This window comes from Luteibacter sp. NPDC104163 (assembly GCF_055584245.1).
In genome coordinates this window covers 37,859-62,222 of the sequence record NZ_JBVJMK010000018.1, presented here as the reverse complement: position 1 = coordinate 62,222, position 24,364 = coordinate 37,859, and the positions used below count along the sequence as shown (strand labels likewise).

Below are 24,364 nucleotides of genomic sequence, written 5' to 3'. Positions count from 1 at the left end.
GCCGTCAAAGCGCCTTCTCGAGGCGCAGGGCATCGGCGCCGTCGCCGTAGTACTTCGCGTACTCGCCGATCCGGTGGTAACCCATGCGCTCGTACAGGCGGATGGCGACGCCGTTGTCCTTGCGGACCTCCAGGCGTAGCGCACGGCAGCCGCGACCGCGCGCGGCGTCTTCGGCCGCCTCGATCAGCGCCGAACCCACGCCCTTGCCGCGGGCCTGGGGTTTCGTGGCGATCGAATACAGGCGCGCGATCGTCGTGCCCTTGCGGTAGAACACGACCGCGGTGCCGAGGAAGCGCCGGTGGTTCGCACTGGCGACGAGCACCTGCGCCGTTTCGCTGTCGAGGTGTTTGCGGTACTGGGCGCGGCTCAGGCGGTCGGTGTCGAAGGTCGCATCTTCGAGAGCGACCAGGTCGTCGAGATCACTGACCTCGGCGCGACGGACGCGTACCGCGGCGGTTACCGGGGGTGGACGCATGCGCTTGGAGACTCCGGCGCGAAAGTGGGGGGGGCGGGGCAAGCGCGGCACTGTAGACCCGTGGGCGCGACGGATCAATGACTTTTCCCTAAACCCCCTGCATGCGGCCCCCTCGCCCGCCTTGTATGGAGGCACGCCGCGGAACACACTGCGCCACCGGCGAACATCCGGCCCCGGGCGGGGTCGATGCAAGGTATCCGCCGTGGAATCGAGGTCACATGAGCCGGCTCGTCATCGTCGTGGAAAAGGCCTCGGACTGGGGCTCGTACTACCCGTCCGCCGATGTCGTCAGCGCCATGGACTACCTCCGCGAGCCTGTCGGCAGCGATGACGAGCGCACCCACGTCATCAATTTGTGCCGTAGCTACAAGTACCTGGGCACCGGTTACTACGTGTCGCTGCTCGCCGAGGCGCGCGGGCACAAGGTGATTCCCTCGGTGCGCACGGTGAACGACCTGCGTCGCCGCTCGCTGTACGGCCTGCACATCGAAGACCTCAACGAGAAGCTCGACACCTTCCTGCCGGAGGGTGGCCGCGACGCCACCGACTTCGGCGTGCTGGTCTATTTCGGCGAGACCGCCTTCCCCGACCTGCAGGATCTTGCGAGGCAGATCTTCGATCTGTTCCCGTGCCCGCTCATGCGCATCGAGTTCGAGCGCGAGCGCATCTGGCAGATTTCGTCGGTGAAGCCCGTGGGCCTGCACACGCTGGATGATGCCCAGGAGGATGCGTTCGCCGCGGCGCTGGAGAAGTTCTCGCGCAAGATCTGGCGCCGCCCGCGCGCGCGCAAGCAATACCGCTACGACATCGCCATGCTGGTGGATCCGAATGAATCGATGCCACCGTCGAACAAGAAGGCGCTGAAGCAGTTCATCGAAGCGGGCAAGCACCTCGGCATCGAGGTGGATCCGATCGGCAAGAACGATTACCAGCGCCTCGCCGAATACGATGGCCTGTTCATTCGCGAGACGACGGCGAGCGACAACCACACCTACCGCTTCGCCCATCGCGCCGAACGCGAAGGCATGGTGGTGATGGATGACCCGACCTCGATCCTGCGCTGCACGAACAAGATCTTCCTTAACGACCTGATGGTGGCGCGCAAGCTCGCGACGCCGAAGACCGAAATCCTTTACCGCGACGACCTGCGCCGGATGCGCGACCTGCCCGAGCGGCTGGGCCTGCCCATCGTGCTGAAGATCCCGGATGGTTCCTTCTCGCGTGGCGTCGTCAAGGTGGAATCCCCCGAGGCGCTGGAGAAGGCGGCTGCGGAGCTGTTCTCGCACAGCGCCCTGCTCATCGCCCAGGAATACCTTTACACCGAGTTCGACTGGCGCATCGGCGTGCTCAACCACGAGCCGCTCTACGCGTGCCAGTACTTCATGTCGCGCGGCCACTGGCAGATCTACAACCACGGCGCGAAGGGCACGGCCAAATCCGGCGGCTTCCGCACGGTGCCCGTGCGCGAGGCGCCTTCCGATGTGGTGAAGCTGGCGCTGAAGGCCACGCAGACCATCGGTGACGGGCTATACGGTGTCGACCTGAAGCAGGTGAACGACCGTGCCGTGGTGATCGAGGTGAACGACAACCCCTCGATCGATGCCGGCGTGGAAGACGCCTACCTGGGCGAAGACCTCTACCTGCGCATCATGCAGGAGTTCCTGCGCCGGCTGGAGCTGAAGCGCCTGGGTATCCAGCCGTAAGGCATCGCGCGCAAGCGCGCTCCCACAAGAGCCCGGTACCCGGCTGTTGTGGGAGCGCGCTTGCGCGCGATGCGTCAGCTCAACGCCGCCACAAAGCCGCAATCAACTCCAACGGCAGCCGCGGCTGCAACACCACCAGCACGCTCATCGGCGCGAGCATCAACCAGAACGACGGCGTCCAGCCCAGCAGCTCGCTGCGCCCCGAAAGCGGCGTGAGCAACAGCAGCAACATCCCGCCGGCCAGCCAGGCCAGGGCGATCAGGGCAACGGTACGGCGCGGGGTCAGGCTCTCGTGCATGGCGGCGGTCACTTCCGTGGTGGTCGGTGGGTGGATCCTCCGCCGCCGGTGTCTCACGGACCGCGACCGGGCCGGTCGGCCGTGGCAGTTGGTAGAATCGGCCTACCGGGCACGCGGCCCGGCCATGAGCCAGGAGCCTCCATGAGCGCTGAAGCGCAACGTTTCGCCGTATTCGGCCACCCCATCGCGCATTCGCTGTCGCCGGAGATCCATGCGGCGTTCGCGAAACAGCTGGGCATCCGCCTCGAATACACGACGATCGATGCCGCCCCGGCCGATTTCGAGGCCGAGGTGCGCCGCTTCTTTGCCGATGGTGGCGTGGGCGCCAACGTGACCCTGCCGCACAAGCATGCCGCGTTCGCCCTGGCCCACGAGCGTAGCGAGGCCGCCCAGCGCACCGGCGCAGCCAACACCCTCTCCCGCCTGCCCGGCGGTGGTATCGCCGCCCACAACACCGATGGCGGCGGTTTCGTGCGTGACATCACCGAGCGCCACGGCTTCGACCTGCGCGGCCATGACGCCCTGCTGCTCGGCGCCGGCGGCGCGGCCAAGGCCGTCGCCTGGGCCCTGATGGATGCCGGCGTGCAGACGCTGACCATCGTGAACCGCACCCCGGAGCGCGCCGACGAGATCGCCGACGCCATCGGCGAGCCCGCCCGTTGCCACACCCGCTATTGGGATGGCCTGGACGGCGAATGCTTCGACCTGGTGGTCAACGCCACCTCCATCGGCGTCACCGGCGGCGATTTCGACCTGCCGATGTCCATCGTCCAGGAGCATTCCACCGCCTACGACCTCTGCTACGGCGCCGCTGCAGCCGGCTTCAAGGGCTGGGCCCTGGCAGCCGGCGTGCGCCCGGACTGGTTCCGCGACGGCCTGGGTATGCTGGTCGAGCAGGCCGCCGACGCCTTCGAACGCTGGCACGGCCAGCGCCCGGACACCGACCCGGTGTACCGGGAGTTGCGTCAGCGCTACTGATGGCCCTCGCCTGCCGCCCGGGCTGCGGGGCGTGCTGCATCGCCCCGTCGATCAGCTCGCCCATCCCCGGCATGCCCAACGGCAAACCGGCAGGCATCCGCTGCATCCAGCTCAGCGACGACAACCGCTGCAAGATCTTCGGCCACCCCGACCGGCCGAAGGTCTGCGGGGGCCTTCAGCCTGAAGCCGTCATGTGCGGCCCGAACCGCGAACACGCGATGGCCTGGCTGGCCGCGCTGGAACACGCGACCGCCGCCTGAGCTCACTTCACGGCGGCAGGATCAAAGTGCGGGTTCTCGATGATCGCAAAGCGATTGCCAAACGGATCCGTGACCGCGGCGACCTTGATGCCGCCACCGACTTCGGTGACGGGGTCGAGCGAGGTCGCGCCGGCAGCGATCAACCGCGCAAACACCGCGTCGATATCGGACACGCCCCACAGCGCCTGCGAACCATCCGTACCCGGCGTGCCGTCGGGAATTAGCCCGAGTTCGAATCCGCCGACATTGAAGCCGACGTAGAACGGCTCATCGAAGTAAGGCGCGACCTCGAGCACGTCCGCATACCATTGCTTGCCCCTGGATAGGTCGGTGACCGGATAGATGGCCGTACGTAGACCGAGGATCATGTTGCCTTCCTTAAAAGGTGAAGCAGCGACCTTAGCGAACCAACTGCCGAACCCCAAGCGCAACAATCACCGACCCGCACACGCGATCGATACCCTTCTTCCAATGCCGGTAGCGCGCGGCGACGCGTGGCGTGGCGAACAGCACGGCGACCATGGCGTACCAGGTGGACGACACCACGGCGACGGTGGCGAGCATGCCGAGGAAGGTTGGTGGATTCACGTGGGCCGGGGCGGCTGCCGCGAACACGGCGGCGAAGAAGGCCATGGACTTCGGGTTGGCGATGTTGGTGGCGACGCCCGCGCGGAACGACTGCCAGATGGTCGGGCCGCCCTCGTCGAGCCGGGCGGCGCCGGCTGAGCCGGCCTTGACGATCAGCCGCCCGCCGAACCAGATCAGGTACGCGGCACCGGCGATCTTCACCGCCAGCGCAATCCACGGGAACGTCGCGAACACGATGCCGACGCCGAGGATCGAGCAGGTGGCCCAGAACAGGTTCACCACGACGATGCCGGCCACCAGGGCCAGCGCGTCGGCGGTGTTGGTCGAAGCCGCCTTATGCGCGACCGCCACGAAGTTCGGCCCCGGGATCACCACGCCGACGATATAGACGGAGAAGACGACGGCGATGGCGTGGATGTCGAGCATCCGGCGATCTTACGCCATGCTCACCGCGATCCACGCCAGCACGATGGCGACCACGTCTTCGATCAAGGCACCCGGCCGGTCCGACTTGAACGACCGCGCCATGGCGCTACGCAGAGCGGAACCGCCGTATGTGCCGATCACCGCGCCGACGATGCCGGCGATGAGCCCGCCCAGCAGCATGCCGTGGGCCGCGCCTACACAGGCACCGCTCAGGGCGCCCGTGATGATGCGGGTGCCGAACTGCACGGGGATCTTGCGGCTCGGCGTCGAAGGCAGCTGGTCGGTCACCAGTTCCGCCAGGGCGGCGATGCCGAAGATCCACGGCGTCCACGCGTAGCCCATGAAGGCCAGCGGTGTGCCGGCCAGGGCCAGGCCGCCAAACCGGGCGGCGATGGCGACTGCGGCCGGGGCCAGCATGGCGCGCAGGCCGGCGACGATACCGATGAGCAGGGCGAGCAACAGGATCATGGCGGGGCTCCCTGGGGTGTGCTGGCATTCGAAGCCCCGGAGGCACGCCGTGGCTTGGGGGAAATCACCGTGCCAGGCGCCGCGGGAGTGTGATGGGGCGCACCCTTGTCGCCTCGTTGCAACAATCGGCAGGGAAGATGGCCCGCCCGCAGGGGCCGTCCGACAGGGGGCCGGCCTGGTTGCGGGCAGCGTTACGGAATTCCCCCAATGATCTCCGCCTCTCGCATCGCCGCGGTACCCCGCCGCGCGATCATCGTCGTTGTCGTCACGGCCGTGCTGGTCGTGGCCGCCCTTGTGCTGGGCGTTCGCCAGCAGCATGAGCTGGCCGAGGCCGACGCCCCGGCAAAGCTGCCCGAACCCGCGGTCACCGCCGGCGCCTCCCCCGAAATCGACATCCTGCTGGGCCTGGCCCGCGATGCGACCAAGGAGGGCCGCCTGGTCGCCCCGCAGGGTAACAACGCCTACGAGTACTACCTTTCCATCCTGCAGCTGGATGCGAAGAACGCCACCGCCACCGATGCCCTGCGCGAAACCCTGCCGTTCGCCTCGCAGACCATCGAGCGGCAGATCAACCGCCGCGACCTGGAAGAAGCGCGCCGCGAGATCGCCCTGCTTCGCGACTTCGATCCGACCAACTACACGCTGATCATCCTGGGCGCCAAGCTGGACGCCCAGCAGCAGGTGGTCACGGCGGAAGACGAAGCCAAGGCCGACGCGATCCGCAGGCGAAACGGCGGCTGAGGCCGTCAGCCCGCCTTTGGCGTTAGCCCCACTGGGTAACCCCCTGGCCCGGCGGAACCTTCGGGCCGGGGACTGGTTCATGGTCCGTCGCGGGGCACTGGCCTATGATGGCTCCTCCCCCCAGGCAAGGAGCCTAGCCCCATGTACCGCATCGGAACCCTGTTGTTCATGGCCGTCCTCGGCGGCGCCGCCCTCAGCGCGTGCCAGACCGCACCGGCCACCTCCCCCGCCTCGGCGCCTGCGCCGGTCAAGGGCTTCGTCACTGATGAAAAGGCCTTCGACGCCTTCATCGCCACGAAGCCGACCGCCGAACAGTTCAAGGCCGCCTACCCCGATGTCCTGCTGGTGATGCCTAACACGCCCACCACCATGGAAATCCGCATGAACAACAGCCGCTACTTCCCCCAGTGGGATGAATCCGGCCACATCACCGGCGGCAAGTTCCAGTAGGAGCGCACCCTGTGCGCGACATCCTTCGCGATATCGCCACAGGATCGGGAAGGGGGGACTAAAATCCCCCCATGCCTAATAACCTGCGCCCCTTCAAGGGCATCCTCCCCCGCCTCGGCCAGCGCGTTTACGTCGACCCTGCCGCCACCGTCATCGGCGATGTCGAACTGGCCGACGATGTCTCGATCTGGCCCGGCGCGGTCGCCCGTGGTGATGTCCACCACATCCGGATCGGCGCCCGCAGCAACCTGCAGGATGGCGCCATTATCCACGTGACCCACGACGGTCCGTACACCCCGGGTGGCTTCCCCACGATCATTGGCGCCGACGTCACCATCGGCCACGGTGCGGTGATCCACGCCTGCACGATCGAGGATGCGTGCCTGATCGGCATGCACGCGACGGTGCTCGATGGCACCGTGGTGAAGAAGAACGCCTTCATTGCCGCCGGTGCGGTCGTGCCGCCGGGCAAGGTGGTGGGTGAGCGTGAGCTGTGGGTGGGGAACCCGGCCAAATTGGTGCGGGTGCTCAGCGATGCCCAGGTGGAGCAGCTTTATTACTCGGCGGCTAACTATGTGAAGTTGAAGGATAGTTACCTGCTGGAGGGGTGAGGCGCCGGGATCGCGCGCAAGCGCGCTCCCACAAAAGGGGGGCTGGCCTTCCAAAACAGGGGCTTAGCGCCTTTACATCGCACTGCTTGATTTGGCCTCGCGACAGCACCACGCTGGGTGTCGAACGAGGAGACACCATGGACAGCACCACGAACCCCCTTCTGGACCCCAGCGGCGAACTGCCGGCGTTTTCGGCCATCCGCCCGGAACACGTCGAACCGGCCATCGACCGCCTGATCGCCAACCAGCGCGCCGGCATCGACCAGATCACCGCCGCGGGCGCCACGCGCGACTTCGAGCACGTGATGCTGGCGCAGGAACGCCTGGACCAGGCCCTTTCGCGCGCCTGGTCGCCGGTGAGCCACCTCCACTCGGTGGCCGATAGCGAAGCCCTGCGCAAAGTGCACGGCGCCGCCGAGGAAAAGCTGACCGACCACGGGATCGAGGTAGGCCAGAACCGCGAACTGTATGCGGCCACCCAGGCCGTGGCCGATAGCGCCGGTTTCGGCGCGCTGCCCGTCGCCGCGCGCGCCGCGGTCGATCACGCCTTGCGCGATTTCCGCCTTTCCGGCGTCGCGCTGGAAGAACCGGCGCGCACGCGCTTCCGCGAGATCGGCGTCGAGCTTTCGAAGCTGACCACGGAATTCTCGAATGCCGTGCTCGATGCGACCGAGGCCTGGCACAAGCACATCACCGACGAGCGCGACCTGGCGGGTATCCCCGCTTCGGGCCGCGCCGTGCTGCGCGAATACGCCCGCGAGGAAAAGCTCGACGGTTTCCTGGTGACGCTGAAGCAGCCGAGCGTGCAGGCCGTGCTTACCTATGCGGAGAATCGCGACCTGCGCTTCGACGTGTATTACGCCTACCAGACCCGCGCCTCGGACCAGGGTCCGAACAAGGGCAAGTTCGACAACTCCGAGCGCATTGAAAAGATCGTCGCGCTGCGCCACGAAGCCGCGCAACTGCTTGGCTTCGCGAATGCCGCCGAAGAGTCGCTGGCTACCAAGATGGCGACCTCGCCGCAGGCGGTGCTCGATTTCCTGCGCGATCTCGCCGCGAAGGCGCGCCCGCGTGCCCGTGAGGAACTGGCCGAGCTGCGCCGCTTCGCCACCGAGACGCTGAAGATCGACAACCTCGAGCCCTGGGACGTCGCCTTCGCCGCCGAGCGCCTGCGCCAGGAGCGCTACGCGCTGGACGAAGAACAGCTCAAGCCGTACTTCCCGGCACTGCAGGTGGTGCAGGGCCTGTTCGACGTCGTCGAGCGCCTCTACGGGGTGACGTTCACCCAGCGCAAGGACGTGGACACCTGGAACAAGGACGTCACCTACTACGACCTCAGCAACGCCGATGGCACGGTGTTCGCCGGCGCATACGTCGACCTGTACGCGCGCTCCGGCAAGCGCGGTGGCGCGTGGATGGATGTGTGCGAAGCGCGCTTCCGCGATGGCGAGCACCTGCAACTGCCGGTGGCGTTCCTCACCTGCAACTTCCCGCCGCCGACCGATGGCGCGCCCGCACTGCTCACCCACGATGACGTGCTGACGCTGTTCCACGAATTCGGCCACGGCCTGCACCACATGCTTACCGAGGTGGATATCCCTTCGGTCGGCGGCATCGATGGCGTGGAGTGGGATGCGGTGGAACTGCCGAGCCAGTTCATGGAGAACTTCGCGTGGGATCGCGAGGCGCTGCGCCTGTTCGCGAAGCACTACCAGACCGGCGAGCCGCTGCCCGATGAGCTGTATGAGCGCATGCTCAAGGCGCGTCATTTCCACACCGGCATGTTCCTCGTCCGCCAGCTCGAATTCGGCCTGTTCGATTTCCGCCTGCACCTGGAATACGACCCGGTGCGTGGCGCCCGCCCGATGGAGGTGCTGGAGGAGGTCCGCAAGGAAGTCTCGGTGCTGCACCCGCCGGTGTGGCAGCGCTTCCCGCACGCCTTCACCCACATCTTCGCCGGCGGTTATTCGGCCGGTTACTACAGCTACCTGTGGGCGGAAGTGCTTTCGGCCGACGCGTTCGAGCCGTTTGAGGCCGCCGGCGTGCTGGACCGCGCCACGGGCGAGCGTTTCCGCAGGGAAATCCTGGCCGTGGGCGCCACCCGCCCCGCCCTCGCCTCGTTCACGGCCTTCCGCGGCCGTGAGCCACAGCCCGAGGCCCTGCTGAAGAGCTACGGCCTGGCCTGACGGCAGCCGGAAACCCGCCTGACGCCGGGCCGTCACGCGGGTTTCCTTTACAATGGGGCGATGAAGATCGCCTCGTGGAACGTCAATTCGCTGAAGGTCCGCCTGCCCCACCTCCAGCAGTGGCTGGGCGAGGCGGCGCCGGACATCATCGCGCTGCAGGAAACCAAGCTCACCGACGACAAGTTTCCCGTCGATGAGATCGCCGCGATGGGCTACCGCTCCGTGTTTTCGGGGCAGAAGACCTACAACGGCGTGGCCATCCTCGCGAAAGAGGAGCTAACCGATGTCGTGACCGACATCGAGGGCCTCGACGATCCCCAGCGCCGCATCCTCGCCGCCACCGTGGGCGACGTGCGCGTCATCAACCTCTATGTGGTGAACGGCAAGGCGCTCGGCGACGAGAAGTACACGTACAAGCTGCACTGGCTGGCGCAGGTACGTAACTTCATCGAGAAGGAGCTGGCGAAGCACCCGAAGCTGGTGGTGCTCGGCGATTTCAACATCTGCCGCGACGACCGCGATGTTTACGATCCCGTCGCATGGGGCGAGGATATCTTCTGCTCGCCGCCGGAACGCGCCGCGTTGCAGGCCATCTTCGATACAGGCCTTCACGACAGCTTCCGCATGTTCTCGGAAGAGGCCGGTCTCTTCAGCTGGTGGGACTACCGCCAGGCTGCTTTCCGGCGCAACATGGGGCTGCGGATCGACCTCATCCTGATCAGCGATGCACTCAAGGCCGTGGCCACTTCGTCGATCATCGACAAGGCGCCCCGGAAGTGGGAGCAACCGTCCGACCACGCGCCTGTCGCGCTGGAGTTAACGCTTTGAACGTACCCAAATCCGAATGGCCCAGCTCCCTGGACGACAAGGAACTGGAAGAACTCGATACCTACCTGCGCACGCACGGTGGCGATGGCGACCTCATGCTCGATGGCGTGCATGGGCTGCTCTCCGCGGTGGCCGTGGGGCCGCTCGAGGTCAAGCCGGAAGAGTGGCTGCACGAGGTGCTCCACGACGCGTTCGAGGATGAGGACCAGGGCAACCGCGTGCTCGCCCTGCTGGCCAAGTTGAACGACTCGGTCAGCGCCGAGCTCGACGTCGACGCTTATGAACCGATCCTCGGCGAAATCGATACCGAGGAAGGCCCGATGCTGTCGGCCGCAGGCTGGTGCGAGGGCTTCAGCCGTGGCATCGACATGCGCGCGGCGCTGTGGGAAAGCCGCCTGGCCGAAGACCCGGAGCTCATGCAGCTGCTGGGGCCGGTCATGGCGCTCGCCGTCGACGAAGGCGTGCTCCAGGCGGATGCCGAGTTCGAGAAGCTGACGGACGAGGAATACGACGAGTGCCTCGGCCAGCTGCCCACCGTGCTGACCGCCGTGGGGCAATACTGGCTCGACAACCCGCCAAAGGACGCGGAAATCGCGGCCATGGCCCGGCCGAACCGCGAAGGCGAGGAACACCCACCACGCCACCGGGCGGGGCATTGGGTGCATTGACACCCTGAGGGGTCGGGATCGCGCGCAAGCGCGCTCCCACAACGCCGATGAAAGCGGCCGTCGCGCTCTTGTGGGAGCGCGCTCGCGCGCGATGGGCCCGCCGGAACGCATCGTTCACGCCAAGAGCCTTCCCGGCAGCCGGCGGAAGCGCCATCTTGTGCGCATTCCACGACCACCCCGGAGCCCACCATGACTTACCGCAGCATCATCCGCCGCGTCCGCGGCATGGATACCGCCGACGGCGCCGGTGTAAAGCTCAAGCGCGTGATCGGCCAGCCGGCCCTCGACATGCTGGATCCGTTCCTCATGCTCGACGAATTCCGTTCGGACCAGGCCGGCGACTACATCGAAGGCTTCCCCGACCACCCGCACCGCGGCTTCGAGACCGTGACCTACATGCTCGCCGGGCGCATGCGCCATGGCGACAACAAGGGCAACACCGGCGACCTCGGTCCGGGCAGCGTGCAGTGGATGACCGCCGGCAGCGGCCTGATCCACTCGGAGATGCCGCAGCAGGAAGAAGGCCTCATGTGGGGCTTCCAGCTGTGGGTGAACCTGCCCGCCGCGGACAAGATGACAGCCCCGCGTTACCAGGACATTCCGCCGGGCGAGATCCCGGTGGTGCATCCGGCGGCTGGCGTCATCGTGAAGGTCGTGGCCGGCGAGCTGGCTGGCGCCCGGGGCCCCGTCTCCGGCGTGGCCACCGATCCGGTGTACCTCGACATCGCCCTGGATCCGGGTGCCGAGCTGGAACTGGCGCTCCCCGAGGGCCATAGCGCGTTCGCCTATGTGTTCGACGGCACCGCGGCGACAGTGGCCGGACAATCGCTGGCACGCGGTGAACTGGCGGTGCTCTCGAAGGGCGACAAGGTGGCCCTCGCGGCCACGGACGGAGCCCGGATCCTGCTGGTTGCTGGCCGCCCGCTGGCCGAACCCGTGGCCCGCTACGGCCCGTTCGTCATGAACAGCCCCGACCAGATCCACCAGGCCATCGCCGACTTCCGCGCCGGCAAGTTCTGAAAGAGCCGGTCGCTGTAACTGTGGGAGCGGGGGGGGGGGGCCGGGGGGGGGGGGGGGGGGCCCCCCCCCCCCCCCCCCCCCCCCGCTCCCACAACGGCATTGGGGCCAACCTGAACGGCGCCGGGAAGTTCCCTGCGCCGTTTAAGTGCAGGACCAGAAAGGGTTTGTAGGCTTGGCAGCATTCGCGTTCGCCAGGTCTTCATCGCCCATGCGCCTTTTCCTCACCGTCATACCGCTCACCGCCGCGTTCATCATCGCGGCCTGCTCGCCCTCCGAGCCGATGGCTCCGGCCGCGTCGGCGCCGGCGGCAGCCAGCACCGCCGCCTCTCCCGCACCCGGCCGTACCTCGCCCGCCTCGGCGGCGCTCGGCACGCCCGAGTGGTACACGTGGGTCGACAAGACCCTCGCCGTCAGCGATGACGGCCACGGGCCGCAGCCCAACACCCCCGCGTGGAACCAGGCCGTGAACGCCAAGCTAGGCCAGGAGGCGCCGCAGGCGGCGCCCGGCTCGACGGAATGGCAGCAGGCGGTGGACGCGTTGCTACGCACGCGCGTCGCGACGCACTAGCCGCAAACGCTGTCTTGTGGGAGCGCGCTTGCGCGCGATGGGTGCTTGCCGCAAGTTCATCGCGCGCAAGCGCGCTCCCACAACAGAAGTCGTTACAGCCGGCCGGTCGCCTTGGTCTGGCCCTTGGGAATCCTCATCTCACCGGAAGGCAGCGAGAGGACCAGCCCGCCGGGCGGGTCGATCGGCTGGGTGATCGTCAGCACGGCCTTCCCGTCGTGCGCTTTCAGCGTGTAGCCCAGGCGGCCGTACGGCGTACGCAGGTCGCGGATGGCAATGCCTTCGCCTTCCAGCCAGCCTGGCTGCACGCCGGCGGCGAGGACCATCGCCTGGTCTGCGTCGCGGTCGTACGCGAACAGATCCAGCGCCGAGCGGACGTAGTCGGAGGCGATCCATGCGTGCGGCATGTCGCCGACGAAGCGTGGCTTGCGCGGATCATGGCCGACGACCTCGGCCCACTGGTTCCACGCCGCCGGGCGGCGGTCGGCGAAGAAGAACGCGATCAGGTCGTTGACCCGGTCCCGCCAGCCCAGGCGGACGAACGTGGCGATGGTGCGAAGTTCGTAGGGGGTGTAATCCTCCCATGCGATCTTGCCATCACGGCGGGCGACGAACGCCTGCCAGTACTTCTCGAACGTGCCATCGACCAGCGCCTTTGGAAGCCGCGCGCCCTCGCCGCCCGGCGACAGCGCGATCGTGGTCGACGTCGCATCGAAGTCACCGAGCTCCGCCGAGCCGGGAATAAAGGTGAGGCCCTTCGCCTTCACCGCCGCATCGATCGACGCGTGCAGGTCGTCGCGGAACTGATCACGCGATGCACCGAACGCCGCCTGGTCGTCGGAGTGACCCAGTGCCGCGGCCAGGTCAGCGGCATCCTCGTAGCCCTTCAACGCCCAGAAATCGTCCCAGTACGAGTGCATCGGCTTCGCGGAATAGCCTTCGTGGCTGATCGACGCCGGCATCAGCCCGTACAGCGCGCGATCGGGGCCCTGGAGGCGCGAGTGCTGGCGCTCGCTGGCACGCAGCGTATCCATGTAGGCAACGGCCTTGCGCACATGCGGATAGAGCGACTCCACCGTCGCCCGATCGTGCGTGTAACGCCAGAGCTCGGCAACGCTGAAAACCAGCTCACCGTGGCTATCGTTCTCTGGCACCGGATCGGAACCGCGCGCATCGACGCAGCACGGCACCTTGCCGTTACTGAACTGGTGCGGCGCATACCAGCGGATGAAGTCACGCGCCACGTCGTCGTGGCCAGTACGCAGCAAGCCCTCAAGCATCATCGCGCCATCGCGCACCCAAGTGCGCGAGTACGAACGCGTGCCCGGCTGCAGCGCCGGGCCGTCACGCGAGATAAGAATCTGCGCGACGCCGCTCTTCATCGTATCGACGATCGGCTGGGCCACCGCAGGCACGCGTATATCAACGCGATCAAGTTTCGCGCGCCAGTCGGCCGCCACCGCATCGGCATGCGAAGCCAGCCACGCCGCTACATCGCGCGGCGCCTCGATGACGTCATCCTGGCGCACCGGGACAACCAGCCCGAGATCCACATGCCCATGCGCCGGCACACGCACCGGATACAACAACGCCCCCTGCGCAAACCCGGACTCATCACGCAAAGCGCCGCCAGCTCCAGTGGGAGCGCGCTTGCGTGCGATAGGCCCTAACGACAGCCCCTCGACCGCCTCACCGCCATCCACCCGCTCAGTCAACATCCTCGGCATATTCGCCGACCCGATGACCTCGCCCGGCTTCTGCAACGGCACGACCTTCCGCGTCCCATTCACCACCAACGCCGAGCCATCCCAGTGCAGGTCGCGAATCGTCGCGATACCACCCGGCGCATTGAGGAACTGCGTCGGCGGATTCACCTGGAACGGCCGCGCGGCGAGCATCAGGGTCAGGTCACGCGGCGTATCGCCGTCATTGCCGACACGGTATGCAAGCACGAGTTGTGACGCGCCCGGCGCGCCCTGCGCGAACGCGGTAGTGGTGAGCGTGACATCGCCCTTCTTCCACGCGACCGATGGCATCGGCAGGTAGCGATCGCGCAGCGCCTGCGTCGTCGTGACGTCAGCCCAGGTCACCAGCTTGCCCTGGTCGATCAGGAACGGCTCGATCGAGAAGCCGCCACGCGCAACCTCGACAGCGCCGTCTTCGGAAATCAACGCGGAATCACGGCTGCCGCCATCGACGCCGACGATCGTCCAGTACGACTGCTCACCGGAGAAGCCACGCGGATAGAGACCGCGACGCACGGTCTTGGCCCGCTGCTCGAACACCGCATTCGGCGTGGGCGGAGGGACGGGCACGGCTTCGGGCTTGCGCGGCACGAGCGCGAGATTGTCGAAGCAGACCTCACCCTTGTCCGGCCCCATGCCAGGCTGCGCTTCCTTGTAAACCATGAACTCCACCTCGCGCGTGTGGCGCAAGGTGCGGTCCTTGATCGGGCCCCAGGCGAACTCGACCTCGCGGCTGGAGGCGTCGATCGTCTGCCACGCGGCCGACGGCACGAAACCGGGCTTCTGGTACCACCAGACGTTATCGCCGCTATCATCGATGAGCTTCAGCTGCAGCGTATTGGCCGGCATCGAACCGCGCACGTCGAAGCTGAGCGCAAAGCCCGCGGGAAAGTCGATCGGCAGCGTCTTCCTGATAGAAGCGGCACCGGAAACGCCGTTGAAATCGAAGGCAAGGCACACGCCCTGGCCCGTCTTGCCCGTCACGGCATGCAGCGATGCCGACACATCGTCCGTGTGCGTCGCATGCCAGCCATTCGTGGTGTCGAAGGCGTCAAGCGTTGCAGCCGAAGCACCACCGCCAAAGAGCAACAGCACCCCCTGTAGGAGCGCGCTTGCGCGCGACATCTTTCGCCTCACCGCAGCAGGCCCTGTCGCTCTTTCGCGAAAGATGTCGCGCGCAAGCGCGCTCCTACAGGATGCTTTCGCACTCATGGGGTTAGCCTTTGACGCTGCCCAGGAGCAGGCCTTCGAGGTAGTAGCGCTGCAGCGCGAGGAACAGTACGAGCACCGGCAGGATCGTCACCACCGAGCCGGCCATCATCAGCTCGCTATCCTGCACGTGCTCGCGGGAGAGCGAGGCCAGTGCGATCGGCAACGTGTAATGCTCCTGCCCGGTCAGCGCGATCAACGGCCACATGAAATCGTTCCACGCAGCGAGGAAGGTGAAGATCGCCAGCGTCACCATGATCGGCTTCAGCAGCGGCATGATGATCGTCGCGAAAATCCGGAACTCACCCGCGCCGTCGATGCGCGCAGCCTCCATCAGGTCATCCGGGATCCCGCTGGCGTACTGGCGCACGAGGAACACGCCGAAGATCGTGGCCAGCGCCGGCACGATGACCGCGCCGTAGGTGTTCACGAGCCCCATGTACTTCAGCAGCAGGAACAACGGCAGCATGGCCACCTGCGCCGGGATCACCAGCGCGCCCAGCAACACCTGGAACAGCCGCGCGCGCCCGCGGAACTCCAGCTTGGCGAACGCGTAGCCCGCCATCAGGTTGAACGCCAGCGACACCACGGTGATCGACGTGGAGATCAGCAGGCTGTTGAACAGGTAACGGCCCATGCCCGCGTTCATGAACAGCTGCCGGTAGTTCGCCAGCGTCGCATGCGTGGGCAGCACCGGTGGCGGCAAGGCGCTCGCCTCACCCGGGGTCATGAACGAGACCGACACCATGTACAGCAGCGGCGCGATCGCGATGGCCGCCGCGGCGAACAACAGGCCATTGATGATGGCCTTGGCAACGCGCGGGCTCATGCCGGCTCTCCCCGCTTCGACAGGCGAAGCATCGCGGCGGTCACCGCGAACATGATGACGAACAGGATGAAGGCCACGGCCGAAGCCGAGCCCAAGTTCCACCACTTGAAGCCTTCTTCGTACATCAGGTACAGCACCGAGGTCGTGCTCTGCAGCGGGCCGCCTTCGGTCATCACGTACGGTTCGGCAAACAGCTGGAAGTAACCCGAGACGGTGAGGATGCTCACCATCAGCATGGTCGGCTTGAGCATCGGCAGCGTGATATGGCGGAACTGCGCCCAGGGGGATGCGCCGTCGATGCGGGCGGCTTCGTACAGATCGGCCGGAATGGCCTGCAGGCCGGCCATGAAGATGATCATGTTGTAGCCAAAGTTCTTCCACACCGCGAACAGGATGATCGTCGGCATCGCCCAGTGCGGGTCGCCCAGCCAGTCCACCGTCGGCATGTGCATCGAGTCGAGCACGTAGTTGATCAGGCCGTACTTGGTGTTGAACAGATAACGCCAGATCACCGCGACGGCGACGACCGTGGTCACCACCGGCGCAAACAACGCCGTGCGGAAGAACGGCTTGAACCGTGCCAGCGGCGAATTCAGCAGCATGGCCGCGCCGAGCGACGCCATCAGCGAAAGCGGGACACCCACCACCACGAAGTACACGGTGTGGCCCAGCGCCGACCAGAACAGCGGCCGCTGCAGCAGGGTCCAGTAATTCTCCAGCGCCACGAAGCGCAGGTTGCGGATATCGGCCAGCGCATACAGGTCGAAATCCGTGACCGACAGCACCAGCGCCGCGACGACCGGCAGCAGGAAGAACAGCCCAAGGATGATCATCGCGGGCGTGATGAAGAGCCAGGCGGCGCGGGTGGTCGTGTTCATGGCGTTGCCTTGTGGCCGTGGTCGAGCATCCAGCGGCGCTTCTCGAGGAGGCGATCGGCGCGGCGGTCGATCTCCGCCGCCGCCTGGTCGATCGTGAGATCGCCATGCGCAGCCTGGGCCGCGACGAGCTGCATCTCGGTGACGATGCGTTCCCACTCCGCCACCGGCGGCGTCGCCTTCACGCGCTCGAGCTGGTCGCGGAAGGCCGCGGCCTTGTCATCGTCGCGCAGCGCAGCGGCCTGCCACGACGTGCGACGTGGGGGCATGTCGCCGAGGATCTGGTAGAAGCGCTCCTGGATCTCGGGACGCGACAGGAACTCGATGAGCGCCCACGCATCCTCCTTGTGCTTCGATTTGCGGTAGATCACCAGGCTGGATCCGCCGGCGTTCGATGCACCAGGGCCATCAGGACCCGGCAACGGCGCGGTGCCCCAGTCGCCCTGCTGCTCCGGCGGCAGGCGCTTGCGGAACTCGCCGATGTTCCATGGACCGGAGAAGTAGAACGCGTAGAAGCCCTGGCCAAACGCAGCCCACGGGTTACCGATGCCGACATTGGTCATCATCGGCGCCTGTTGTTCCTTGAACAGCGAGACATAAAAGGCGAGCGCCTTCTTGAAGCCCGGGCTCTGGAAGTTGCCGTAGCGGCCGCCATCGCGCAGCAGCGGGTCGGGCTGCTGCAGCGCGAACGCAAGCAGCTGCTCGAACTCGTTGGTCGGCAGCAGCACGCCGAACGTCTTGCCCTTCGGCTGGGCCAGCTTCACCATCATCGCCTGCCACTCCGCCCAGTCACGCGGCGGGTGGTCGTAGCCGACTTTCGCCAGCAGGTCCTTGCGGTAGAACAGCAGGCGGGTATCGACATACCAGGGCACGCCGTACAACGTGCCGTCGATCACGTTGGTCGACCAGATCGCCGGGAAGTAATCAGCCTTGTCGACCACCTTCGACGCCGCGACGCGCGCGTCGAGCGGTTCGAGCGCATCCAGCGCCACCATCTCGGGGATCCACGTGTTGCCGAGCTGGGTGATATCCGGCGTGGAGTCGCCCGCATACGCCGTGAGCAGCTTCTGGTGCGCCGCCGTCAGCGGCAACTGCTGTACCGACACGTGCAGGCCGGGGTGCTCACGCTCGAACTCAGGCAGCAGCTTGAGTACGGCCTCGCCTTCACGGCCGATCGTCCAGAACTCCAGCGTACGCGTGCCCGCCTCTTCCTTCGCGCACGACGACAGTGCCGCGCTGGCGAACACCAGCGCAGCGACGAGGCCAAGGCGGGCGGTGCGCATCACCACAGGGCGGAAGCCGTCTCGGCATCCAGCCAGCCACCGGTGAAGCCGGCGCGCTGCAGGCCCTTGCGGATGTACGGGTTCTTCTTCATCACGTTCCAGATGAACTCGCTGCGATAGTTCTCGATCATCAGCACGATCGGACCCTGGTCGATGCCGAGGTGCACGGTATCGGCCCAGCCGAAGCCCGGCACCAGCTGGCCGGTGCGTAGGTCGGTGTGCGTATCGAAGCTCTGGTTGAACGCATCGACGAAGCCGTACTTGGTGTAGATGTACTGGCCGTACTTCTTCTTCATCTCCTCAAGAGCGGGGATGACGATCTCGGGCGCGAAGGCGATGGAGCCGCCGGCCGCCATCGGAACGATGGTGCCGTCGTCGGAGATGTAATCGAGGCCGGCGCCACGGGCGGTATAGCCCTGGAACGTCCGCTCCTTGTCACCCTGCTTGATGATCAGGCCGCCGGGGCCGTTCGATGCGGAGAGGCCCCAGATGTTCTTCCCATAGCCCTTCCAGCCGCCCGGGTTGGCGACGGCATAGGCCTGCTGCGAGTACGTGGCGCGGCGGCTGTTCTCGAAGTAATCCAGGCCCTTCTCGCGGTTCCACGCATCCTTGATGCCGCGGAAATCGACCCAGGTGTGGGTGAACTGGTGGCCGAACAACGGTGCAAAGTTGAGGAAGGTCTGGCCGTGGAACTCACCCCAGGTCCTGTCGTACGTCTTCGTCCAGGCAGCCCACGCATCGTCGCCCACCGGGTGGGTCGGCGAACCCAGCGCCAGGATGTAAACGAGCATGCCTTCGTTATAGCCGGCCCAGTCGTGCGGGATCATCTTGCCGCCCGGCGTCCAGCCCATGCTGATCAGCGGCGCGTTGTGCTGCAGCCAGGTCCAGTCCACGCGGCGGTAGATCTGGTCGGCCAGGTCGCGGATTTCCTTTTCCTTCGGCGTGTCGTGGTCGAAGTAGCTCTGCGAGAACAGCACGCCGCCCAGCAGCAGCGTGGTATCCACCGACGACACTTCCACCCAGCGCGCGAAGCGCTTGCCGGTCTTCATGTCGAGGAAGTGGTAGTAGAAGCCGTGGAAACCGGTGGCGTCGTCCTCGGAATCGTTCTGCGCCGACTCGTTGAAGAACTTCAGCGTCGCCAGCGTGCGGTCGATCGCCTGCTCGCGGGTGATGTAACCGCGCTCCACGCCGACGCCATACGCGGTGAGGCCGAAGCCCACCGAGGCGATCGAGGCGAAGGAGTCGGTCGGGTAATGGTCGGGGATCAGCCCGTTCTCAGGGTTCGCGCTGTCCCAGAACCACTGGAAGGTGCGCTTCTCCAGGTCGGCGATCATCGGCGGGACGGGGTGCAGGTCCTTCTCGAGGCGCGGCGCGGTAGCGGCCGGCTTCGCCTTGGTGGCGGCCTTCGGGGTCTCGCGGGCCATGGCCAGGGGGGCGGCGCAGGCCATCAGGGCGGCAAGGGCGAGGGTGAGGCGCTTGGTGGTGGTCGGCTTCATCGCGGGGAGGGTCCTTGGATGTCATCGAGGCTAGCGCGAACGGCGTGGGGACGGTTCGCGGGTGCCGGGCGGCCCGCCTAGCGTAAACGTTTACGGCGCTGGACCAAATAAAAGTCCCCGAAAGGACTCATCGAACAAAAGAGGCGCCCGCGGGGAGACTCGCGGACGCCAAGGCATGGCCTGGGGGAAAGGGGGGCTCTCCCCCAGGCGGGTTGCAGCTTTAGAACTTCAGGCCGACGGTGAAGCGGGCCGTACGCGGCAGGTAAACGATGTTGCCCTTCTTGTTGTACGTCACCGGATTGCTGTTCATGACGCCGTCCGCACCCCAGTTGACGTTGTAGTCGGCGTAGTTCTTCCAGTTGAACAGGTTGAGGATGTCGAAACGGGCGTAGATCTTGGTATCGCCGCTGAGGATGAAGTCCTTGGTCAGCTGCATGTCGATATCGCGGTAACCCCAGATATCGCCACCCACCAGGAACTTCGCACCGCTCGGCGTCGCCGCCGTCGGGACGCAGCCCGAGCCGTTCGGTTCGAGCTGGCCGTAGCAGGCCGCATCGTTCTTCGGCAGCGGCGTGGCCAGGGTCAGCTTCAGCGAACCGCTGATGCCCCACGGCAGGTCGACCGCACCGGTCGCGACGAAGCGATGCTTGGCAACCGCGTTCGAGGTGATGAACGGGTAATCGCCGATCGTCGCCTCGTCGAACGAGTAGTGCTCGTTGATGTCACGGTTCTGCTTGGCGTGCGAGAACGTGTACGCGAGGCTCGTGCTCCAGCCCGATTCCTTCGTGTAGGGCTTCTGCGCCGACAGCAGGACCTGGGTGGTGCGGGTCTGGATGCCGTTGTCACCCAGGATCAGCCCACCCACGTTCGGGATCGGGTAATCCCACGGCTGGCTCTTGTTCTTCCAGAACGAGCCATCCGGGTAGCGGTTGCCGAGGGTGAAGGCAAAGCCATCCTTGCTGAGCACGCGGGTCACGGTGGCATCGGTCTGCCAGTCGCCGATCGTGTTCGACATACCCAGGCTGAACTGGTCGCTGTAAGGCGCCTTCAGCTTGTTGTTGAGCAGGTCGACTTCCTGGCCGGAGTTACCGCCGATAAGGAAGTTCTGCAACACGTTCTGGCCACCCAGGAAGGCCGGGTTCCAGGGTACACAGGTGGACGACGTCGTGTCGCACGGATGCGTCGGGATGTTGAAGCGCAACGTCGTCTGCGGCAGCGACTGCTTGGTGACCTCGGTCTGCAGGTAGTCGTACAGGTTACGGTCGTAAGCGCGGCCCGCACCACCGTGGATCACATGCTCTTCGTCGCCGAAGATGTCGTACGAGAAGCCCAGGCGCGGCTGCCACTGCCCCTTGAACGACTTACGGTTGTGACCGTTGCTGACGTAGTCGTTGAGGTTGACACCACCCGCTGCCAGCGAATCGGCATAGGTCTGGCCCGGCAGGGCGCCGACGTACGGGTTCTGCGAGTTAAGCGCATCGATCACGCGCTGCGAGGTGACGAAGTTGGTGTACGAGGGGTTCACCTCGTAATCCCAGCGAACGCCGAGGTTCAGCGTCAGGTGGTCGTTCACCGACCAGTCGTCCTGCGCGAACACGCCGTACTGGCGGGTGTGCGTCTTGGCGACACCGTCGGTGCCCGGAAGCGCCGACGCATAGAACACCTGCCACGGCTCCGCCGAAACGCCGGTCGGGTTGACGTCGTAGAAGAACTGCGGGCTCTGCGCCGCGGCGTCGGCCGCCTTCAGTTCGATCTGCTTGAACTTGTAGCCGAACTTGACGACATGGTCGCCCTGCCATTCAAGGTCGTTGAAGGTGAAGGTATCCGACACCATCGGACCTTCCTGGCTCTTGTTCTGCGTCGCACGCGGGTCAGCCGAGCCGGTGGTGATGATGGTCGGGTTATTGACGTCCGGCTGCCACGAGTACGTGTAGCCATTGCCGGCGAACATCGGGTTTGCCTGGATATAGGCATTCTCGTAAGCGAAGATCAGCTCGTTGTACCAGCTGTCCGCGCTGTGCGCCCACTTGAAGGTGGCGCGGGTGTCGTGGTTCTCGTTGTTGACGCCCGCCGACGGTGCGGTGCCGGTACCGATGCCCGAGATCTGCGTCTCGCGGCGTACCTGGGTGCTGATCTCGATGCGGTCGCGGTCGGTCAGTTCCCAGTCGATCTTGCCGAAGTACAGCTTCTCGTCGAAGTTCAGGTTGGCCGAGCCGAGTTCCGACTGCACGTTGGCGGGCAGCAGCGTCGACACGTCACCCGCGTAGTTGATGCTGTTCGGGACCACCGAGATCGGCGTATCGAACTTCTTCTGCTCGAAGGCGATGAAGAAGTGCATCTTGTCCTTGATGATCGGACCGCCCAGCGCGAAGCCGTATTCCTTGGATTCGGAATCCACCTTGCCCGAGGTCTTCTCGATCGGCGTGCGGTTGCGGAACGCATCGTTGGTGTACGTGCCGAACACTTCGCCGTGGAACTCGTTGGTACCCGACTTCGTTTCAGCCGTGATCGCGGCGGACGACACCTGGTCGTACTCCGCCTTGTAGTTGTTGGTGATGACCTTGTATTCACCGATCGCGAGCTGCGGGAACGGGTTGCCCTGGCTGTTGTTCTGGCCGGAGACGCCGCCTTCCTTCACGTAGCTCTTCTGGCTCACGCCGTCGATGTAGACGTTCGTGGAGCTGTTGTTCATGGCACCGCCGCGCAGCGACGTGTTGCCCTTGGAATCGACGTTGAACACCATGCCCGGCACGGTATCGGCGAACTCGAGGAAGTTACGCGAGGCCTGGGGAATGGTGGCGATCTGGTGCAGCGAGATCGTCTGGCCGACTTCCGGGGTGCGGACTTCCTGCAGCGTGGTGGCGGCGACGCTGACGCCTTCAAGCGAGGTCGCGTTCGCTGCATTGGCCGCGCCGCCAGTCGTGGCGGGCGCTTGCAGGTTCAGGGTGCCGGTGGAAGCGACAGTGAGCGTCACGTTCTGCTGCGTGCCCGGGCCCGCGTCGACCTGGTAGGTCGCCGGCGGCAGGCCGTTGATCGTGTAAGAGCCATCCGCACCGGCGGTGGCCTTGCGGGTCAGGCCGGTCTGCGGGTTGAACGCGGTGACCTGCGCACCCGGCGTGGCCTTGCCACGCAGCGTGGCATTGGCCGACTGCGCCATGGTGGCGGTGGGTGCGACGACTGCGGCGATGCTCGCGGCGATGATGCCGCACAGCAGCTTCTTCTTCATGTGCTTCGAAGCTTTCATGGTACCCCTCTCTCCCAATCCTGTTCTGTGTGTGTGATCCGGTCCGGCTGGGCCTGGATACGACGGTCGACCTTGCGGTCGTGTCGCGGTGGTCATCGCCACCTTTGCAAAGGCGATCTACCTCGTACCCCGCCCGTCCCGCGTGCGGACCGGATGGTTCTCGCTATCCATCAATGACGCCGTCCTGGGTTCCAGCCACGGCCCGGCAAGCCGTGTAATGCCCGCCGACGGCTTAGTGCCGGCGTCCTGTCTTGTCGCTGGCGCCACAGGAGGCGCGTACGACGAGTTCGGTACCGATCACGGCGCGCGGCTCGGGCACGGCGTCATCAGGCGCTTCGATCATTCCGGCCAGGCGCTCCAGCGCGGCCTCCCCAAGCTCCGCGATGCGCACGCGCACCGTCGTGAGCGGCGGCGATACGTATCGCGCCATCGGAATATCGTCAAAGCCGGTGACGGCGATGTCTTCGGGCGTGCGCACCCCTGCTTCGGCCAGTGCCGAAAGCGCGCCAAAGGCCATCATGTCGTTCGCGGCGAAGATCGCATCGGGGCGCGGCGACATCGCCAGCGCCTCCTGGGCCTTGCGGTAGCCGGATTCCTCGGTGAAATCGCCCTGCAGCACGATGGCGTTTTCGCCGAGGCCCGCCGCGGCGAGGCCTTCGAGGTAACCGCGCAGGCGCTCCTGCACGTCGTGGTTCACCGCCGGGCCGGCGATGAAAGCGATGCGTTTCCTGCCGTTTCCAAGCAGGTGCTCCACCATGGCCTTCGCGCCGCCGAAGTCATCGACGTCCAGCGCCGCATGGCGCTCGGAGCGCACATGGCTGTTGATCAGTACGGTGGGGAGGACGATCGGCAGGTTCTCGTCGAGGAACGCCGCGTCGGCATGCGGTGACATCACCAGCAGGCCATCGACGCGACCCTGCATGGCGCGCAGCGCGATGGCCGCCTCGGTGGCATCACCGTGCGAGCTGGAAACCAGGAGGTAGAGGCCGCGAGCGCGCGCGGCGAGGTCGATACCGCGGATCAGCTCGGAGAAGAACGCGCCGTGCAGGTCGGGCAGCAGCGCGCCAATGGTCTGGGTACGGCGGGTGATGAGGCTGCGCGCCGCGCTGTGCGGCACGTAGCGCAGGCGCGCGGCGACTTCGCGAATCCGCTTCTGGGTTTCAGCGGTCACACCGCCATGGCCATTCAGTGCGCGCGACACGGATGCCACCGACACGTTGGCCATCCTCGCGACGTCTTTGATCGTCACACTCACGTGGTCTTCGCCCTGCGCCCCGACCCCCGGGGTTCGACGGCGCGGAACGTAAACGTTTTCACCAGCCGTGTAAAGCTTGTTAAATCAAGGGGTTGTTGCACTGCACGAGTAAACGTTATTACGTGCAATACCACTTGGGGTGGTGGCGAAAAAAGTTGCGATT

General features: G+C 66.0%; 23 protein-coding genes. 11 read left to right on the top strand and 12 right to left on the bottom strand.

Annotated elements, in window-relative coordinates:
• Positions 1-4: 4 nt before the first annotated feature.
• Complete coding sequence (locus ACZ6YI_RS18055) at positions 5-475, bottom strand: GNAT family N-acetyltransferase (protein WP_465779870.1); 471 nt, start codon at positions 473-475, stop codon at positions 5-7.
• Positions 476-693: 218 nt separating this feature from the next.
• Here ACZ6YI_RS18055 and ACZ6YI_RS18050 point away from each other — a divergent pair, with 218 nt between their 5' ends.
• Complete coding sequence (locus tag ACZ6YI_RS18050) at positions 694-2,178, top strand: RimK family protein (protein WP_465779869.1); 1,485 nt, start codon at positions 694-696, stop codon at positions 2,176-2,178.
• Between the two features lie 79 nt (positions 2,179-2,257).
• Here the strand turns inward: ACZ6YI_RS18050 and ACZ6YI_RS18045 are convergent, their stop codons facing one another.
• Positions 2,258-2,476, bottom strand: a complete 219-nt coding sequence (locus ACZ6YI_RS18045; RefSeq protein WP_465779868.1) for a hypothetical protein — start codon at positions 2,474-2,476, stop codon at positions 2,258-2,260.
• Between the two features lie 141 nt (positions 2,477-2,617).
• Between ACZ6YI_RS18045 and aroE the strand changes: the two genes are divergently transcribed.
• On the top strand, positions 2,618-3,454 hold the full coding sequence (gene aroE / locus ACZ6YI_RS18040; protein WP_465779867.1) for a shikimate dehydrogenase: 837 nt from the start codon (positions 2,618-2,620) through the stop codon (positions 3,452-3,454).
• Positions 3,454-3,714, top strand: coding sequence for a YkgJ family cysteine cluster protein (locus ACZ6YI_RS18035; RefSeq protein ID WP_465779866.1), 261 nt, complete (start codon positions 3,454-3,456; stop codon positions 3,712-3,714). The genes aroE and ACZ6YI_RS18035 overlap by 1 nt, the downstream gene beginning before the upstream one ends.
• Positions 3,715-3,716: 2 nt before the next feature.
• Here the strand turns inward: ACZ6YI_RS18035 and ACZ6YI_RS18030 are convergent, their stop codons facing one another.
• The 3 genes from ACZ6YI_RS18030 to ACZ6YI_RS18020 are packed head-to-tail and all read right to left on the bottom strand — an operon-like array spanning position 3,717 to position 5,196.
• Positions 3,717-4,082: a VOC family protein gene (locus tag ACZ6YI_RS18030; RefSeq protein WP_465779865.1), complete on the bottom strand. Its 366-nt coding sequence runs from the start codon at positions 4,080-4,082 to the stop codon at positions 3,717-3,719.
• Between the two features lie 31 nt (positions 4,083-4,113).
• A complete protein-coding gene (locus ACZ6YI_RS18025; RefSeq protein WP_465779864.1) occupies positions 4,114-4,728 on the bottom strand; it encodes a LysE family translocator in 615 nt (204 codons plus the stop codon).
• A 9-nt stretch (positions 4,729-4,737) separates the two neighbouring features.
• Positions 4,738-5,196, bottom strand: coding sequence for a DUF4126 family protein (locus ACZ6YI_RS18020; RefSeq protein WP_465779863.1), 459 nt, complete (start codon positions 5,194-5,196; stop codon positions 4,738-4,740).
• 207 nt (positions 5,197-5,403) lie between these two features.
• On the opposite strand from ACZ6YI_RS18020, the gene ACZ6YI_RS18015 reads away from it, so the two are divergent.
• The 8 genes from ACZ6YI_RS18015 (at position 5,404) to ACZ6YI_RS17980 (ending at position 12,268) form a co-directional block, all read left to right on the top strand.
• Entirely contained in the window at positions 5,404-5,937 is a 534-nt protein-coding gene (locus tag ACZ6YI_RS18015) for an energy transducer TonB (RefSeq protein ID WP_465779862.1), read from the top strand.
• A 141-nt stretch (positions 5,938-6,078) separates the two neighbouring features.
• Positions 6,079-6,387, top strand: a complete 309-nt coding sequence (locus ACZ6YI_RS18010; protein ID WP_440326302.1) for a hypothetical protein — start codon at positions 6,079-6,081, stop codon at positions 6,385-6,387.
• A 71-nt stretch (positions 6,388-6,458) separates the two neighbouring features.
• A complete protein-coding gene (locus ACZ6YI_RS18005) occupies positions 6,459-6,998 on the top strand; it encodes a gamma carbonic anhydrase family protein (protein ID WP_465779861.1) in 540 nt (179 codons plus the stop codon).
• A gap of 137 nt (positions 6,999-7,135) precedes the next feature.
• A complete protein-coding gene (locus ACZ6YI_RS18000) occupies positions 7,136-9,184 on the top strand; it encodes a M3 family metallopeptidase (RefSeq protein ID WP_465779860.1) in 2,049 nt (682 codons plus the stop codon).
• Between the two features lie 60 nt (positions 9,185-9,244).
• A complete protein-coding gene (gene xth / locus ACZ6YI_RS17995) occupies positions 9,245-10,012 on the top strand; it encodes an exodeoxyribonuclease III (RefSeq protein ID WP_440326298.1) in 768 nt (255 codons plus the stop codon).
• Positions 10,009-10,680: a YecA/YgfB family protein gene (locus ACZ6YI_RS17990; protein ID WP_465779859.1), complete on the top strand. Its 672-nt coding sequence runs from the start codon at positions 10,009-10,011 to the stop codon at positions 10,678-10,680. The genes xth and ACZ6YI_RS17990 overlap by 4 nt, the downstream gene beginning before the upstream one ends.
• Positions 10,681-10,869: 189 nt before the next feature.
• Positions 10,870-11,700, top strand: coding sequence for a pirin family protein (locus tag ACZ6YI_RS17985; RefSeq protein WP_465779858.1), 831 nt, complete (start codon positions 10,870-10,872; stop codon positions 11,698-11,700).
• A 208-nt stretch (positions 11,701-11,908) separates the two neighbouring features.
• The gene (locus ACZ6YI_RS17980) at positions 11,909-12,268 is read left to right on the top strand and encodes a hypothetical protein (protein ID WP_465779857.1); all 360 of its coding nucleotides are present in this window, start codon (positions 11,909-11,911) and stop codon (positions 12,266-12,268) included.
• Positions 12,269-12,360: 92 nt separating this feature from the next.
• On the opposite strand, the gene ACZ6YI_RS17975 is transcribed toward ACZ6YI_RS17980, so the two are convergent.
• The 7 genes from ACZ6YI_RS17975 to ACZ6YI_RS17945 form a co-directional block, all read right to left on the bottom strand.
• A complete protein-coding gene (locus ACZ6YI_RS17975) occupies positions 12,361-15,135 on the bottom strand; it encodes a discoidin domain-containing protein (RefSeq protein WP_465779856.1) in 2,775 nt (924 codons plus the stop codon).
• A 91-nt stretch (positions 15,136-15,226) separates the two neighbouring features.
• Complete coding sequence (locus tag ACZ6YI_RS17970) at positions 15,227-16,048, bottom strand: carbohydrate ABC transporter permease (protein ID WP_440326186.1); 822 nt, start codon at positions 16,046-16,048, stop codon at positions 15,227-15,229.
• A complete protein-coding gene (locus ACZ6YI_RS17965; RefSeq protein ID WP_440326184.1) occupies positions 16,045-16,926 on the bottom strand; it encodes a carbohydrate ABC transporter permease in 882 nt (293 codons plus the stop codon). The genes ACZ6YI_RS17970 and ACZ6YI_RS17965 overlap by 4 nt, the downstream gene beginning before the upstream one ends.
• Complete coding sequence (locus ACZ6YI_RS17960) at positions 16,923-18,206, bottom strand: sugar ABC transporter substrate-binding protein (RefSeq protein WP_465779898.1); 1,284 nt, start codon at positions 18,204-18,206, stop codon at positions 16,923-16,925. Before ACZ6YI_RS17960 ends, ACZ6YI_RS17965 begins: the two co-directional genes overlap by 4 nt.
• Complete coding sequence (locus ACZ6YI_RS17955; RefSeq protein ID WP_465779855.1) at positions 18,206-19,702, bottom strand: glucoamylase family protein; 1,497 nt, start codon at positions 19,700-19,702, stop codon at positions 18,206-18,208. Before ACZ6YI_RS17955 ends, ACZ6YI_RS17960 begins: the two co-directional genes overlap by 1 nt.
• Positions 19,703-19,922: 220 nt before the next feature.
• On the bottom strand, positions 19,923-22,946 hold the full coding sequence (locus tag ACZ6YI_RS17950; protein WP_465779854.1) for a TonB-dependent receptor: 3,024 nt from the start codon (positions 22,944-22,946) through the stop codon (positions 19,923-19,925).
• A 232-nt stretch (positions 22,947-23,178) separates the two neighbouring features.
• On the bottom strand, positions 23,179-24,171 hold the full coding sequence (locus tag ACZ6YI_RS17945; protein WP_465779897.1) for a LacI family DNA-binding transcriptional regulator: 993 nt from the start codon (positions 24,169-24,171) through the stop codon (positions 23,179-23,181).
• Positions 24,172-24,364 lie beyond the last annotated feature (193 nt).

Coding starts and splice junctions, on each gene's coding strand:
- ACZ6YI_RS18055 (WP_465779870.1), bottom strand. CDS start 475: ATGCGTCCACCCCCGGTAACCGCCGCGGTACGCGTCCGTCGCGCCGAG.
- ACZ6YI_RS18050 (WP_465779869.1), top strand. CDS start 694: ATGAGCCGGCTCGTCATCGTCGTGGAAAAGGCCTCGGACTGGGGCTCG.
- ACZ6YI_RS18045 (WP_465779868.1), bottom strand. CDS start 2,476: ATGCACGAGAGCCTGACCCCGCGCCGTACCGTTGCCCTGATCGCCCTG.
- aroE (WP_465779867.1), top strand. CDS start 2,618: ATGAGCGCTGAAGCGCAACGTTTCGCCGTATTCGGCCACCCCATCGCG.
- ACZ6YI_RS18035 (WP_465779866.1), top strand. CDS start 3,454: ATGGCCCTCGCCTGCCGCCCGGGCTGCGGGGCGTGCTGCATCGCCCCG.
- ACZ6YI_RS18030 (WP_465779865.1), bottom strand. CDS start 4,082: ATGATCCTCGGTCTACGTACGGCCATCTATCCGGTCACCGACCTATCC.
- ACZ6YI_RS18025 (WP_465779864.1), bottom strand. CDS start 4,728: ATGCTCGACATCCACGCCATCGCCGTCGTCTTCTCCGTCTATATCGTC.
- ACZ6YI_RS18020 (WP_465779863.1), bottom strand. CDS start 5,196: ATGATCCTGTTGCTCGCCCTGCTCATCGGTATCGTCGCCGGCCTGCGC.
- ACZ6YI_RS18015 (WP_465779862.1), top strand. CDS start 5,404: ATGATCTCCGCCTCTCGCATCGCCGCGGTACCCCGCCGCGCGATCATC.
- ACZ6YI_RS18010 (WP_440326302.1), top strand. CDS start 6,079: ATGTACCGCATCGGAACCCTGTTGTTCATGGCCGTCCTCGGCGGCGCC.
- ACZ6YI_RS18005 (WP_465779861.1), top strand. CDS start 6,459: ATGCCTAATAACCTGCGCCCCTTCAAGGGCATCCTCCCCCGCCTCGGC.
- ACZ6YI_RS18000 (WP_465779860.1), top strand. CDS start 7,136: ATGGACAGCACCACGAACCCCCTTCTGGACCCCAGCGGCGAACTGCCG.
- xth (WP_440326298.1), top strand. CDS start 9,245: ATGAAGATCGCCTCGTGGAACGTCAATTCGCTGAAGGTCCGCCTGCCC.
- ACZ6YI_RS17985 (WP_465779858.1), top strand. CDS start 10,870: ATGACTTACCGCAGCATCATCCGCCGCGTCCGCGGCATGGATACCGCC.
- ACZ6YI_RS17980 (WP_465779857.1), top strand. CDS start 11,909: ATGCGCCTTTTCCTCACCGTCATACCGCTCACCGCCGCGTTCATCATC.
- ACZ6YI_RS17975 (WP_465779856.1), bottom strand. CDS start 15,135: ATGTCGCGCGCAAGCGCGCTCCTACAGGGGGTGCTGTTGCTCTTTGGC.
- ACZ6YI_RS17970 (WP_440326186.1), bottom strand. CDS start 16,048: ATGAGCCCGCGCGTTGCCAAGGCCATCATCAATGGCCTGTTGTTCGCC.
- ACZ6YI_RS17965 (WP_440326184.1), bottom strand. CDS start 16,926: ATGAACACGACCACCCGCGCCGCCTGGCTCTTCATCACGCCCGCGATG.
- ACZ6YI_RS17960 (WP_465779898.1), bottom strand. CDS start 18,206: ATGCGCACCGCCCGCCTTGGCCTCGTCGCTGCGCTGGTGTTCGCCAGC.
- ACZ6YI_RS17955 (WP_465779855.1), bottom strand. CDS start 19,702: ATGAAGCCGACCACCACCAAGCGCCTCACCCTCGCCCTTGCCGCCCTG.
- ACZ6YI_RS17950 (WP_465779854.1), bottom strand. CDS start 22,946: ATGAAAGCTTCGAAGCACATGAAGAAGAAGCTGCTGTGCGGCATCATC.
- ACZ6YI_RS17945 (WP_465779897.1), bottom strand. CDS start 24,171: ATGGCCAACGTGTCGGTGGCATCCGTGTCGCGCGCACTGAATGGCCAT.